A 13,741-nucleotide genomic window follows, 5' to 3' on the forward strand; every position below is an offset into this window, starting at 1 on the left:
TCCCGAGAAGCCTATTCACGCAGTTATTTTCTCGTTGACGAAAGCAAATAACTTATTGAAAACATGATAGTTTTTGCGGTCTTGGCATCGCGTGCTCTCCTCGCAGTCGCGCCGGCTCTCACCCGCATTTCGATCACCAGATGGAGACGACGATGTTCAAACTTTCACGACGCGCATTCGCGGTCCTTGTTGCGGGCGCAGCGCTGACGCCCGGCGCGGCATTCGCCGCCGACGCACCGAAACAGATTGTTATCGACTGGGCGACCTACAACCCGGTCTCCATCATTTTGAAGGAGAAGGGCCTGCTCGAAAAGGAATTCGAGAAGGACGGCATCAAGATCGTCTGGGTGCAGTCGGCTGGCTCCAACAAGGCGCTTGAGTTCCTCAACGCGGGCTCGATCGATTTCGGCTCCACCGCCGGTTCGGCCGCGCTGGTTGCAAAGATCAACGGCAATCCGATCAAGTCGATCTACGTCTACTCGCGTCCGGAATGGACCGCACTGGTGACCGGTAAGGATTCCAAGATCGCGAAAGTCGCCGACCTGAAAGGCAAGCGCGTCGCAGTCACCCGCGGCACCGATCCGCACATCTTCCTCGTGCGCGCGCTGCTCGATGCGGGCCTGACCGACAAGGACATCACGCCGGTGCTGCTGCAGCACGCCGACGGCAAGGCCGCGCTGATCCGGGGCGACGTCGATGCGTGGGCGGGTCTCGATCCGATGATGGCGCAGGCGGAAGTCGAGGACGGAGCCAAACTGTTCTTCCGCAAGCCCGAAGCCAACACCTGGGGCATCCTCAACGTGCGGGAAGAATTCCTGAAGGACAACCCGAAGCTCGTCCAGCGGGTGCTCGCGGTCTATGAAGAGGCGCGCAAGTATTCGCTCGCCAACTACGGCGAACTGAAAAAGGGCTTCATCGCCGCTACCAAGCTGCCCGAAACGGTTGTCGACAAGCAGCTCAAGGAACGCACCGAACTGACGCACAACCGGATCGGCGCACCGCAGCGCGAGTCGATTCTTGCGGCAGGCCTTGCACTCCAGCAGGCGGGCGTGATCCAGCCTGGTGTCGATGTGAAGGCGACGGTGGATGCGCTGATCGACGATCAGGTGCCGCTGCCCACGAATTGAGAGCTTGCAACGCATTCAAAGGCCCGCAAGCTTGCGGGCCTTTGTTTTGAAGCGCTCTTGCAATCTCTTGCGATAAGCGGTTTTTGCTATGGCCATGACACTCGACACGCCAGCACTGGAAACCATCGCGGAGCAGACTGTATCGCGCCCTGCCGGCCGCCTGCGTCGGTTTGCGCGGCCTGCGCTCGGTCTGCTGTTGCCGCTCGGGCTTGCGCTCGTGTGGGAATTCGCCGTGCGGTTTGGTTATTCCAACGGGCGGCTGGTGCCGCCGCCGAGCCGCATCTGGCAGACGCTTGTGGAGCTTGCGGCCAGCGGTGAACTCGCCCGGCACATCATCGTGACACTGGGCCGCGTCGGCGCGGGCTTCGGGCTTGGTGTTTTGGCCGGAACGATCTTCGGCGCGATCTGCGGATACTGGCCGCTGGCACGGCGTCTGCTCGATCCGACATTGCAAGCGCTGCGCGCGATCCCGTCCATCGCATGGGTGCCGCTGTTCATCCTGTGGCTCGGTATTTTCGAAACATCGAAAGTGACGCTCATCGCCGTCGGCGTATTCTTTCCGATCTATCTCGGCGTCATTGGCGCGGTCCTGAGCGTCGACCGCAAGATCGTCGAGGTTGGCCGCATATTCCGCCTCGGCGGGTTTGCCATGATCCGGCGCATTCTGCTGCCTGCGGTGTTGCCGGCCTACGTGATCTCGCTGCGCTCCGGGCTCGGGTTGGGCTGGATGTTCGTGGTCGCCGCCGAATTCATGGGCGCATCCGAAGGTCTCGGCTATCTGCTGACCGATGGCCAGCAGCTCGGCAAGCCGGCCCAGATCCTTGCGGCAATTATCGTCTTTGCCATCCTCGGCAAGATCACCGATTGGCTGATCCAGTTGATCGCAGCACCGTTCCTGCGCTGGCAGGATTCCTTCAGCGCCCATGCGGGAGGGGCCTGATGCTCGTCCTCGATCATGTCGGCAAGACTTATCCGAACGGCGTTCACGCGCTGGACAATTTCTCCGCGCGCATCGGGCCCGGCGAGATCGTCGCCATCATTGGCGGATCGGGGTGTGGAAAGTCCACATTGCTGCGCGCAATCTCGGGCCTCGATCGCGCGACAACGGGTTCGGTGACACTCGACACCATCGCGATCACTGCGCCGCACGAAAAGATCGGCGTCATCTTTCAGGAGCCGCGGCTGCTGCCGTGGCTGAGCGTGGCCGACAATATCGGTTTCGGGCTCGGCGATCTGCCGTCCGCTGAGCGGCAGCAGAGAGTCGCCCGCGCGCTGGCCCGGGTCGGCCTCGCGGACAAGGCCGGTGCATGGCCGCGCGAGTTGTCCGGCGGACAGGCGCAGCGCGTGGCAATCGCGCGGGCACTGGTGCCGTCACCGGAAGTGCTGTTGCTGGACGAGCCGTTCTCCGCGCTCGATGCGTTCACACGCGCTGATCTGCAGGATCATCTGCTCGACCTGTGGGCCGATACCAAGCCGACGCTTGTTCTTGTCACCCATGACGTCGATGAGGCGGTGGTGCTGGCGGATCGTGTTATCGTGATGCGCCCGCGGCCCGGACGGTTGTTCGAGGAAATCAGGGTTGACCTGACCCGGCCACGCGACCGGACGTCTTCCGCCTTCGAGGCAGTCAAGCATGAGGTGCTGGCCTCGCTGGATCGCTCGCTCAATCGCAAAGTGCGCCCCGCAGATGATTTGCTCACGGTCGGCGAGGGGATATAAAGCGGAATAATTTGTACGCGGCGCTGTTGGTGCTGACGGAAACGGAGAACGAGAAAATGGATTCCACCGAACTCCGCGCCATGCAGGCGCCGATCAAGGACCGCTACAAGGCCGACCCCAAGGCGGCGTTCATTACCTTGAAGGCCAAAGGGTCGCTCGACAGCGACGGCTTGTCCTGCAAGGTCGAGACCGGCAAGGCGGCTGCCGCCATTGCGGGCCTTCACCCGGCGACCGGCGGCTCCGGACTTGAACTCTGTTCCGGCGACATGCTGCTTGAAGCACTTGTGGCCTGCGCCGGGGTGACGCTGAAATCGGTGGCGACCGCTATCGACGCGCCGCTGAAATCCGGCAACGTCATTGCCGAAGGCGATCTTGATTTTCGCGGCACCCTAGGCGTCGACAAGGAAGCACCGGTTGGCTTCGCCGAAATACGTCTGCGTTTCGATGTCGACACCGATGCGCCGCAGGAGAAGCTCGATCAACTACTGAAACTGACCGAGCGTTATTGTGTGGTCTACCAGACCATCAAGAACGGTCCAAAGACGGTCGTGTCGATCAACCGGATCTGACCATCGCTACTTCGGCAGCTTCGCCTTCAGTGCATACAGTGCGTCCAGGGCTTCGCGCGGCGACATCTCGTCGGGGTGCAGCGCGCCGAGTGCCTCCACAAGTTGATCGGCTGCGCTGGGCGGCGCCGGTTCGGCGGCCGAGCGCGACGGCACCGCGAACAGGGGCAAATCGTCAGCCAGCGCGCGCGCTGTGGTGCCGCGATCCTGCGCTTCGAGTTTCGCCAGCACTGACTTCGCCCGCGCAACCACAGCGGCGGGAAGGCCCGCGAGCTTCGCGACCTGAATGCCGTAAGAGCGATCCGCCGATCCCGGCAGCACCTCGTGCAGGAACACCACGTCGCCCTGCCATTCCTTGACGCGGACGGTGGCGTTGAACAGGCGCGGCAGATTGGCCGAGAGCGCTGTCAGTTCGTGGTAATGCGTCGCGAACAGCGAGCGGCATCTGTTGGACTCATGCAGATGCTCGATCGACGCCCATGCGATTGACAGTCCATCGAACGTGGATGTGCCGCGGCCGATTTCATCGAGGATCACCAGCGCGCGCTCGCCGGCCTGATTGAGGATCGCGGCGGTCTCCACCATCTCGACCATGAAAGTCGAGCGGCCGCGCGCGAGATCGTCCGCTGCGCCGACGCGGGAGAACAGCCGGTCGACGATGCCGATATGCGCGAGCTTCGCAGGCACGAAACTCCCTATTTGAGCCATCAACGCAATGAGCGCGTTCTGACGCAGGAATGTCGATTTACCCGCCATGTTCGGGCCGGTCAGCAGCCAGATTTGTCCTGATGATTGCGACGGCCCCGGCGACAGGTCGCAGGCGTTGGCGATGAATGGCTGGCCGTCGCGCTTCAATGCCTGCTCGACCACGGGATGGCGTCCGCCCTCGATGGAAAACTTCAGCGAATTGTCGACCACGGGCCGCGCATAATTCTCATCGACCGCGAGCTTGGCGAGCGACGCGGTGACGTCGAGCAGCGCGAAAGCGTGCGCAGCGGCGCGCAGATCGTCGCCGATAGCCACAGCCTGCGCGCAAAGCCTGTCGAAGATTTCCAGTTCAAGGCCGAGCGCACGATCGCCCGCATTGGCGATCTTGGCCTCGATCTCGCCAAGCTCGGTGGTGGTGAAGCGCACCTGCCCCGCGAGGGTCTGGCGATGAATGAAGGTCGCGTTCAGCGGTGCGGCCATCAGCTTGTCGCCGTGCTGCGCGGTCACCTCGACAAAATAGCCGAGCACGTTGTTGTGGCGGATCTTGAGACCCTTGACGCCGGTGTCGTCGGCGTAGCGTGCCTGCATCGCGGCCACCACCAGCCGCGAGGCGTCCCGCAGATTGCGGGTTTCATCCAGGGTTGGTTCGTAGCCCGCGCGCACAAAGCCGCCGTCCCGCTTGAACAGCGGGAGTTCGTCGGCGAGGCCGCGCGCGAATTCCCGCGCCAGATCGCGGGAAGGTCGTTGCAGCGCGCTGATGGCATGAGTGATATCGCGCGGAAGTTTCTCGATCCGCGTCATCCGTTCGATGACCTTGTCAGCGGCGAGAATGCCGTCGCGCAGGGCCGCGAGATCGCGCGGGCCGCCGCGCCCGACCGACAACCGCGCCAGCGCACGCGACATGTCCGGGGCGGCACGCAGGATGCCGCGAAGATCTTCCCGCGCAGCACTATCGTTCGCGAACAGCGCGGTGGCGTCGAGCCGGTGGGAAATCGTTGCGCTGTCGGTCAAAGGCGCTGCGAGGCGTTGCGCCAACAGCCGCGATCCGGCGGCAGTCACAGTGCAGTCGATGGCGTCGAGCAGCGAGCCGCGGCGTTCGCCTGCCAGCGTGCGCGTCAGCTCGAGATTGGCGCGGGTGGCGGGATCGATGGCCATGGTGGTGCCGGCGGCTTCGCGGGCCGGTGGCGACAGCGGCAGATGTTTGCCGACCTGCGTGCGGTCGACATAGGTCACGGCAGCAGCGGCGGCGGTCGCCTCCAGCCGCGACATCGCGCCGAAGCCGTCCATGGTGGCCACGGCGAAATAGTCGCACAGACGGCGCTCGGCGGTGACGGCATCGAAAATGTCGCGCGTCACCGGCGTGACGGCGGCAAGGCTACGGAACAGCGCCGCCAGCTCCGGGTCCGAATACAGCGCATCGGTCACGATGACTTCGGTGGGATTGATCCGCGCCAGTGTCGCGCCGAGCTCGCCCGTGCTGCATTCTGTGACGCTGAACTCCGCCGTCGAAATGTCGATCCACGCCAGGCCGATCCGGTCGCCGGCCGCCGAGGAAGCGCGCGTCCGTGCGACAGCGAGCAGATAGTTGTTGGCCTTGGCGTCGAGCAGGTTGTCTTCGGTCAGCGTGCCGGGCGTCACCAGGCGAACAACGTCACGCCGCACCACACTCTTGTTGCCGCGCTTGCGTGCTTCGGCGGGATTCTCGGTTTGCTCGCAGACCGCGACTCGATGGCCGAGTGCGATCAGCTTGTGCAGATAGTCGTCGGAACGTTCCACCGGCACGCCGCACATCGGGATGTCTTCGCCTGCGTGCTTGCCGCGCTTGGTCAGTGTGATGCCGAGCGCACGCGACGCGGTTTCAGCATCCTCGAAGAACAATTCGTAGAAGTCGCCCATCCGGTAGAACAGCAGCAGCCCCGGATTGGCCGCCTTGATCTCCAGGTATTGTTCCATCATCGGCGTGACACGGCTTGCCGCCTCCGTGGAGGCGGACTCGGTGTTCGGCGGTGCGGGCGGCGTGGAATGGATGGTCATGTGGGCCACACTAGCAAAGTTCTTTCGCCTGGTGGAATTGTGCGGGGCGTTTTCCACGCCTTGCGACGGGACGTGCATGGCCGCTCTGCCGGCCCATAAGGCGGGTTCGGGCATGGATCATTTGACGCGCCGCGCCGTGCTTCCTAAAACCCGGGCCAGCCGGGAGCGGACGGCGGAAGGTCCGTGCGACAGTCAGGGAGAGTTACCATGCGCGATGTATTCCTTTGCGATGCAGTGCGGACGCCAATCGGCCGTTTCGCCGGATCTCTAGCCAAAGTGCGCGCCGACGATCTGGCCGCGGTGCCGATCAAGGCCCTGATGGCGCGCAACACCAAAGCCGACTGGTCGGCGCTTGAAGAGGTTTCTTACGGTTGCGCCAATCAGGCCGGCGAAGACAACCGCAACGTGGCGCGCATGGCGCTGTTGCTCGCTGGTTTGCCGGAAACCGTCCCGGGCATGACAGTGAACCGGCTCTGTGCGTCGGGCCTCGATGCGGTCGGCGGCATCGCGCGGGCGATCCGCGCCGGTGAAATGGATTTCGCCATCGCGGGCGGCGTCGAATCCATGACGCGTGCGCCGTTCGTGACCGGCAAGGCGACGGAAGCCTATCAGCGCGCGGTCGAAACCTACGACACCACCATTGGCTGGCGTTTCGTCAATCCGCTTATGAAGCAGCAGTATGGCGTCGATGCGATGCCCGAGACCGGCGAGAATGTCGCCGAGGATTATCAGATCTCGCGCGCCGATCAGGACGCCTTCGCGATCCGCTCGCAGCAGCGCGCAGGCAAGGCCATCGAGGCCGGATACTTCGCCGAGGAGATCACGCCGGTCACAGTGCCCGGCGGCAGGGCCGGTCCAACCGTCGTGGACAAGGATGAGCATCCGCGCCCTGAGACCACGCTCGAAGGACTGGCGAAACTCAAGCCCATCGTGCGCAATCCCGGCACGGTGACGGCCGGCAATGCGTCCGGCGTCAATGACGGCGCGGCGGCGATGATCCTTGCATCCGAGGAGGCTGTGAAGAAGCACGGCCTGACTCCGCGCGCGAAGATTCTCGGATTTGCATCCGCGGGCGTCGCGCCGCGCGTCATGGGTATCGGCCCGGTTCCGGCGGTGAAGAAGCTGCTGGAGCGCCTCGGTCTCAAGATCACCGACATCGACCTGATCGAACTCAATGAGGCTTTCGCTTCGCAAGGCATCGCGGTGTTGCGCCAACTGGGCGTCAAGGACGACGCGGATTTCGTCAATCCGCACGGCGGCGCCATCGCGCTCGGCCATCCGCTCGGCATGAGCGGTGCGCGGCTCGCGATGACGGCGGTCCACGGCATGGAAAAGCGTGGCGGTAAGCTCGCCATCGCCACCATGTGCGTCGGCGTCGGGCAGGGTGCTGCGATGGTGATCGAGAAGCTGAACTGAGCTGACGATGTGTAACGGGAGGCGCTCGCCTCCCGTTCAATCTTGAAAATTCAATCCATCACCGCGGGATGATCCGGCCCCTGCGCCTGCTGGCGCAGCGCCGCCTTGCTCGATCCGATCATCATCGCGAGCGGGATCGCGCAAAGGGTCACGATCATCACCATCTGGTAGTCGCGTGAGAATGCGATGATCTGCGCCTGGAGCTGAAGCAGCACGTCCATGATCGCGCGGCCGGAATCCGTATTCATGTTGAGGATGGCGGCGACATCCGGCATCTGCAGCGCCTGATTGAATGGTGTGACGTGCTCGTTGAGAATGGCATAGCTCTGCCGCCCGCCCTCCGTCAGTTTGGCGATCACCACGGAGATGCCGATCGAGCTTGCGACATTGCGCAACAGCGTCAGCATCGATGTGCCGTCGGTGCGCAGATGATTGGGCAGCGTCAGGAACGCGACCGTGCTAAGCGGCACGAACACCAGCCCGAGTCCGAAACCTTGCGCGATGCTCACCGCGATGATGGTCGGAACGCCGGTCTGGTCGGTCCATTCGGTCATGAAGAACAGTGACACCGACATCAGCAGCATTCCGGTCGCGATCAGCGTGCGGGCCTCGACATATTTCATGAAGCGTCCCACCAGCATCATGGCGACGAACGTGCCGAGGCCGCGGGTGGCCAGCAACAGGCCTGCGGTCAGGATCGGATAGCCCATGACGTTTTGCAGATAGGGCGAGGCGAGCGCCATGGTGCTGTAGAGCACCAGACCCATCACCGTCATGAAGACGCAGCCGCCGATGAAGTTCCGATCCTTGAAGATCGCGAACTGGATGAACGGCCGCTTGGTCGTGAACGAATGCGCGAAGAAGTAATAGAAGCCGATAATCGCGATGATCGTCTCGGCGACGATCTCCGGCGATTCCAGCCAGCCCAGTTGCTCGCCGCGATCGAGAGCGATCTGCATCGAACCAATGCCGACGGCCAGCGCCCCGAAGCCGAACCAGTCGAACTTCAGCGCATTGTCGGTTTTGGTTTCGTCCATGAAAATGATGAGTCCGGCGACGGTGACGATGCCGAACGGGATGTTGACGAAAAACACCCAGTGCCAGGAATAGGTTTCCGTCAGCCAGGCCCCGAGCGAGGGTCCCATAATTGGTCCCAGCATCACGCCCATGCCCCAGATCGACATCGCCTTGGCGCGCTCGTGCAGTGCGTAGGAGTCGAGCATCACCGCTTGCGACAGCGGAACCAGAGCGGCTCCGAATACGCCCTGCAACAGGCGAAACAGCACCATTTGCGTGATGTCCTGCGCGAGGCCGCACATCACCGAGGCGATGGTGAAGCCCGCCGAGCACACAATGAAAACCTTCTTGCGTCCGAAGCGATTGGCGATCCAGCCGACCGGCGCTGTCATGATCGCGGCTGCCACGATGTAAGACGTCAGCACCCAGTTGATCTGGTCCTGGGACGCGGAGAGCGTGCCCTGCATGTAGGGCAGCGCGACGTTGGCGATTGTGGTGTCGAGCGCCTGCATGATCGTCGCCGTCATGGCGCAGATCGTCACCATGTTGCGGCGAAATCCGGGGACCGCCGCCGTGGAGGCGGAGGCGGCGGCGGTCACCGGGCATCCTCCTGCGCAGAAGCGGAGGAGAAACCGAACAGGCCTGCAAGCGAGCGTTGATGTCCGGTGTCGATCCAGACATAGGTGCTCATGCCGGCCTTGAGTTTTTGAACGGCCTTGTCGTTGCCGTCGAAATAGATCCGCACCGGCACGCGCTGCACGACCTTGACGAAATTGCCGGTCGAGTTCTGCGGCGGCAGGATCGCGAACTGCGCGCCCGTTCCGGGGCTTAACGATCCGACCTTGCCCACGAAGGTATGATCGGGGAAGGCGTCGATCGACATCGTCACTTTCTGTCCGTTCGCCACGTAGGTCAGATCGGATTCCTTCAGATTGGCATCGACCCATGGATGGAAGTTGTCGATGACGCTGAACACCGGCGATCCCGCAGCGACGAAACGGCCGAGCTGAATGCTGTCCACCTGCGTCGCGGTGCCGTCAATCGGGGCGCGCAACACGGTGTGGTCGAGATTGCGCTGCGCCTGATCGAGCGCCGCCTTCGCCTGGAAGTACGGCGGGAATTGTTCGAGCGGCAGATCGGGATTGCCAAGCAACTGGTTCTTTGCCGTCGAAAGCTGCTGTTGAACGAACTGAACCTGCGCCTGCGCGGTGACGAGCGCGGTTGCGCTGGTATCGAGATCGAGCTGCGAGCCGGCATTGCTGTGGACGAGGGAATTCTTGCGTTCAACGTCGCGCTGCTTCAACTCTACGCCCTTCTGGGCAAGATCCACCATCTGGCCATAGATTTTGACGTTGGCGCGAAGGTTATCGTAGTTGGTTTTGGCCTGGTCGAGCGTGGCCTGTGCCTGCTGAAGCGCAAACCGGAACGGCACCGGATCGATTTCGAACAATTCGTCGCCGGCCTTCACCCGCTGGCCTTCCTTGACCATGACCTTTTCGATCTTGCCGGAGATGTCCGGTGTGATGAGAACCTTCTGGGCGCCGACATAGGCGTCGTCGGTGGTGGCGTAACGTCCGCCTGACAGATAGAACACGCCGCCGCCGCCAAGCGCGACGAGCGGAAGCACCACCAGCAGCAGCGTGCGCCGCTTCTCGCGAAGCGTTTGGCCCCATGTCTTGCGTGGAGCGGTGTTCGAAGGTGGCACCGGTTTCTCTGTCAGCTTTTGTTCGGTGGGAAATTTGACGATCGGCTCAGCCATACTGCTGCTCCTTTGATTTTGCGTCGCTGACCGCCTGGAGGGCGTCGCGGACGTTGTCCTTGATTGATTCGAGTTGACCGACCAGCGCGTCGGCTTCGCGGGACGTGAGATGATTCAGCGCGGTCTGGGTGATTTGGGAGCGCAGTTTGCCGAGTTGTTCCAGCATCGGGCGTGCGGCGGGGCGCAGGTAGAGACGATTGGCGCGCCGGTCTTTGGCGTCTTCGCGGCGTTCGATGAGATCGTTATTGCAAAGCCGGTCGATGAGCCGTGTCAACGTGATCGGCTGCAACTCCATCATGTCGGCGAGTTCGGATTGCTTCAGTCCTTCGGTGCGTTCGAGTTTCGCCAGCACCGCCCACTGGGCGCGGGTGATGCCATAGCGCACCGCCAGCTTGTCGGCGTAAAGCCGCAGCATCCGCTGGGTCTCGAACAGCGCGAACAGAAAATCAGCGTTGCCCTTGGGCATGGGCATCTCCATCAGTAAGCTCAGCTATAATAAGCTTGCTTACTAATTCAGGAAGCCTCGCTGCGAAATAAGAGCCATGCAATATCGCATGACTTGGAATTAATAAGAGAAATATCAGTAACTTAGGCGGCTATGCCCATTCGACGCCGGATTCGGCGGCAAGGTCGATCGTGCTCTTGCGACCGATGTCGTCGAAGTGGCTGTCCAGAAACTTTTTCGCCGCGCGCATTCCCGCACGATGCAGCAACTCGAAGAATTCGAAGTCGGTTTTCATCTTGCTGGAGGCGGCGAGGCGATTGCCGAGCGCACCCAGATCGATGCGATGGATGTTGAGCCGGCGGTACTGGTCCTTGCCGGTGCCGCGCGGCAGCCGGCCGTCGTCGATCAGTTGATTGACGAAATCCATCGTGCGCAGCTCGGAGATCAGCGCCGAATTGAAAGTGATTTCGTTCAGGCGGTTGATGATCTCGCCGGAGGTCTTCGGCGTGGTGGTGCGCGACACCGGATTGATCTGCACGACCAGAACGTCTTCCGCTTCTGTCGTCTGCAGAAAAGGAAAGATCGCGGGATTGCCCATGTACCCGCCGTCCCAATAGGGTACGCCGTCGATCTCAACAGCCTGAAACATGAATGGCAGCGCGGCCGAAGCCATCACCACGTCCGGCGTAATCCTTTCGTTCGCGAAAATGCGCAGACGCCCGGTGTGTACATTTGTTGCCGAGATATAGAGCGCCAGATCAGTGTTGCTGCGTATCGCATCGAAATCGACAAAGCGCGAGATCAGGTCGCTGAGTGGATTGATATTGAGGGGATTGAGCTCGTACGGCGAGAAGTAATGCGCCATCGCCTCGAACCAGTTCTGTATTGGTGTCGATGCAAACGGCATCAATGAAAACATCCGGTCCGTCATGGCGCGCTGGATCGGCGGCAGATCGCCGCCGGTACTCGTTGCGCGCCAGAATGCCGCCAGTCGTTTGCGGGCCTCCTCGGGGCCGCCGCGCGAGAGCCCGTCGGCGACCATCACAGCGTTCAACGCTCCCGCAGATGCGCCGGACAGTCCGGTGATTTCCAATCGTCCGTCGGACAGCAGATGATCCAGCACGCCCCAGGTAAACGCGCCGTGCGATCCGCCGCCTTGAAGCGCCAGATTGATCTTTTTCGCGCTGCTTGCCTTGCGCGTGCCGGAAAAATTCCACGGCGTGAGATTGTCGAGGTAGGTTTTGAGAGTGGTCGCCATCAGCTTCTTCTCTCTGAAATGATGCAGTTTATTGGCGGGCCCGAGGCCCCGCGTTCAGTTGTACGCCCCTGATTTGGGTTTTTTATGATGCATTGCAATAGAAAATGATGCGATGCACAAATAGCCCGCAAGTATGCCGCTGAAATGATGAGCGGAATCAGATTAACCGCACTACATATTGATCCAATGAAACAAGCGAAGCCCGTCTTTCCAGCCCCCGATCATGATCACGGCCGCTGCGCCGAGGACGCATTTTCGCATGCTGAAAAAATCTGCGTCGGTCGCGGCCAGAAGTTCACGCCGATCCGGCGGCAGGTGCTGGGCGCGTTGCTGTCGAGCCATCGGCCGCTCGGCGCATATGAGGTGATCGACGAACTCGCCAAGACAATGCCGCGTCCGGCGCCGATCACGGTTTATCGCGCGCTCGATTTTCTGATGGACAATGGTCTGGTCCATCGCATCGAAAGCCGCAACGCGTTTCTGGCGTGCGCGCACAATCACGACGAGACCGCGGTGGTGGCGTTCCTGATCTGCGAGACCTGCGGGTCGGTCGGAGAAATTCCGGCAGCGCCCTTGGCGCAAAGTTTCAACGAGGCAGCACGCGGCACGGGCTTCGCGCCGAAACTGTCGGTGGTGGAAATCACCGGCACCTGCGCGCATTGCCAGCGGGCGGCGTAGGCCAAACAATAACACGGTGCAAAGCCGGACACGGGGTGCGATGTCATCAGACAGCTTGAAAATTGCGCCGGCCGGGCGGTCCCTGAGTGCGGCCGCCGTTGCTCTCATGGTCATGCTGTGCCTGAGCTGGGGCTTCAATCAAATCGCGGTCAAGCTCGCGCTTCCGGACATTCCACCGCTGTTGCAGGCCACGATCCGCTCGACCGGCGGGCTGATCATCATCGTGCTGGTGGCCTGGCTGCGCGGTGTGCCGCTGCTCAGGCGCGACGGCACGCTTGGCGCGGGCCTGCTCGCCGGGCTTTTCTTCGGACTCGAATTCATCCTGGTCTATCGCGGATTGCTCTACACCACGGCAACGCGGGCGGTGGTGTTTCTCTACGTCGCGCCATTCGTGGTGGCGCTCGGCTCGCGGCGATTTCTCGGCGAGCAATTGAGCCGCTTGCAGTGGGGTGGGCTGGCGCTGTCCTTTGCGGGCGTGGCATTGGCGATCGGCGTGCCGCAGCCGTCCGTCGATGCGAGCGTTATCCTGGGGGACATCATGGTGGTGGGCGGCGGCATCCTGTGGGCCGCGACCACGCTGGTGGTGAAGGCGACGCGGCTGCTGCAGGTGCCGGCGGAGAAAACGCTGGCCTATCAGATCGCCGTCTCGATCCCGATCCTGGCGCTCGGAGCCGCGGTGTCGGGCGAGAGCATCACCCATATGCCGGGACCGGCGGCCTGGACGTCCATGGCCTATCAGACGTTCTGGATCGTCGGGACGACGTTCCTGATCTGGTTCTTTCTCATAAAGTCCTATTCGGCCAGCAAACTGTCGTCATTTACCTTTATGACGCCGCTGTTTGGGGTGATTGGTGGCTATTTCGTGATGCATGACCAGCTGACCCCAGCGTTTGCGGGGGCTGCCCTTCTGGTCATGGCGGGCCTATATCTGGTAAACCGCCCGGGCGAAGCAGGCGGCGATCCCCTGCTCCCCGTCACAAAAACCTGATATTTGAGCCCCGAAAGGGATTTCGA

The 13,741-nt window shown here is 62.3% G+C and carries 12 protein-coding genes; 7 read left to right on the plus strand and 5 right to left on the minus strand.

Annotated elements, in window-relative coordinates:
- The first annotated feature begins 152 nt into the window (after positions 1 to 152).
- The 4 genes from AC07UB_RS12425 (at position 153) to AC07UB_RS12440 (ending at position 3,415) form a co-directional block, all read left to right on the plus strand.
- Positions 153 to 1,127 (plus strand): aliphatic sulfonate ABC transporter substrate-binding protein, encoded by a 975-nt coding sequence (locus tag AC07UB_RS12425; RefSeq protein ID WP_492791202.1) that lies wholly within the window; start codon positions 153 to 155, stop codon positions 1,125 to 1,127.
- 88 nt (positions 1,128 to 1,215) lie between these two features.
- Positions 1,216 to 2,067, plus strand: a complete 852-nt coding sequence (locus AC07UB_RS12430) for an ABC transporter permease (RefSeq protein ID WP_492791201.1) — start codon at positions 1,216 to 1,218, stop codon at positions 2,065 to 2,067.
- The gene (locus tag AC07UB_RS12435) at positions 2,067 to 2,846 is read left to right on the plus strand and encodes an ABC transporter ATP-binding protein (RefSeq protein ID WP_492791200.1); all 780 of its coding nucleotides are present in this window, start codon (positions 2,067 to 2,069) and stop codon (positions 2,844 to 2,846) included. Before AC07UB_RS12430 ends, AC07UB_RS12435 begins: the two co-directional genes overlap by 1 nt.
- A gap of 56 nt (positions 2,847 to 2,902) precedes the next feature.
- A complete protein-coding gene (locus AC07UB_RS12440; protein ID WP_492791199.1) occupies positions 2,903 to 3,415 on the plus strand; it encodes an OsmC family protein in 513 nt (170 codons plus the stop codon).
- 6 nt (positions 3,416 to 3,421) lie between these two features.
- Here the strand turns inward: AC07UB_RS12440 and mutS are convergent, their stop codons facing one another.
- Complete coding sequence (gene mutS / locus AC07UB_RS12445) at positions 3,422 to 6,154, minus strand: DNA mismatch repair protein MutS (RefSeq protein WP_494653238.1); 2,733 nt, start codon at positions 6,152 to 6,154, stop codon at positions 3,422 to 3,424.
- Positions 6,155 to 6,361: 207 nt separating this feature from the next.
- Here mutS and pcaF point away from each other — a divergent pair, with 207 nt between their 5' ends.
- Positions 6,362 to 7,570, plus strand: a complete 1,209-nt coding sequence (gene pcaF / locus AC07UB_RS12450; RefSeq protein WP_492791197.1) for a 3-oxoadipyl-CoA thiolase — start codon at positions 6,362 to 6,364, stop codon at positions 7,568 to 7,570.
- Positions 7,571 to 7,620: 50 nt separating this feature from the next.
- Here pcaF and AC07UB_RS12455 read toward each other — a convergent pair whose 3' ends face one another.
- From AC07UB_RS12455 to AC07UB_RS12470, 4 genes are all read right to left on the minus strand, one after another.
- Complete coding sequence (locus AC07UB_RS12455) at positions 7,621 to 9,132, minus strand: MDR family MFS transporter (RefSeq protein WP_494653622.1); 1,512 nt, start codon at positions 9,130 to 9,132, stop codon at positions 7,621 to 7,623.
- A gap of 50 nt (positions 9,133 to 9,182) precedes the next feature.
- Positions 9,183 to 10,346 carry an HlyD family secretion protein gene (locus tag AC07UB_RS12460; RefSeq protein WP_494653239.1) on the minus strand — a complete coding sequence of 388 codons (1,164 nt, stop codon included), beginning with the start codon at positions 10,344 to 10,346 and terminating at the stop codon, positions 9,183 to 9,185.
- Positions 10,339 to 10,812, minus strand: a complete 474-nt coding sequence (locus AC07UB_RS12465; protein WP_492791195.1) for a MarR family winged helix-turn-helix transcriptional regulator — start codon at positions 10,810 to 10,812, stop codon at positions 10,339 to 10,341. The genes AC07UB_RS12460 and AC07UB_RS12465 overlap by 8 nt, the downstream gene beginning before the upstream one ends.
- Before the next feature lie 130 nt (positions 10,813 to 10,942).
- The gene (locus AC07UB_RS12470) at positions 10,943 to 12,049 is read right to left on the minus strand and encodes a patatin-like phospholipase family protein (protein WP_492791194.1); all 1,107 of its coding nucleotides are present in this window, start codon (positions 12,047 to 12,049) and stop codon (positions 10,943 to 10,945) included.
- 186 nt (positions 12,050 to 12,235) lie between these two features.
- On the opposite strand from AC07UB_RS12470, the gene AC07UB_RS12475 reads away from it, so the two are divergent.
- Together AC07UB_RS12475 and AC07UB_RS12480 are read left to right on the plus strand one after the other, a co-directional pair.
- Complete coding sequence (locus AC07UB_RS12475) at positions 12,236 to 12,727, plus strand: Fur family transcriptional regulator (RefSeq protein ID WP_492791193.1); 492 nt, start codon at positions 12,236 to 12,238, stop codon at positions 12,725 to 12,727.
- 40 nt (positions 12,728 to 12,767) lie between these two features.
- Positions 12,768 to 13,715 (plus strand): DMT family transporter, encoded by a 948-nt coding sequence (locus tag AC07UB_RS12480; protein WP_492791192.1) that lies wholly within the window; start codon positions 12,768 to 12,770, stop codon positions 13,713 to 13,715.
- The last annotated feature ends 26 nt before the right edge of the window (positions 13,716 to 13,741 follow it).

This window comes from Afipia sp. GW821-FHT04G03, assembly GCF_059419985.1.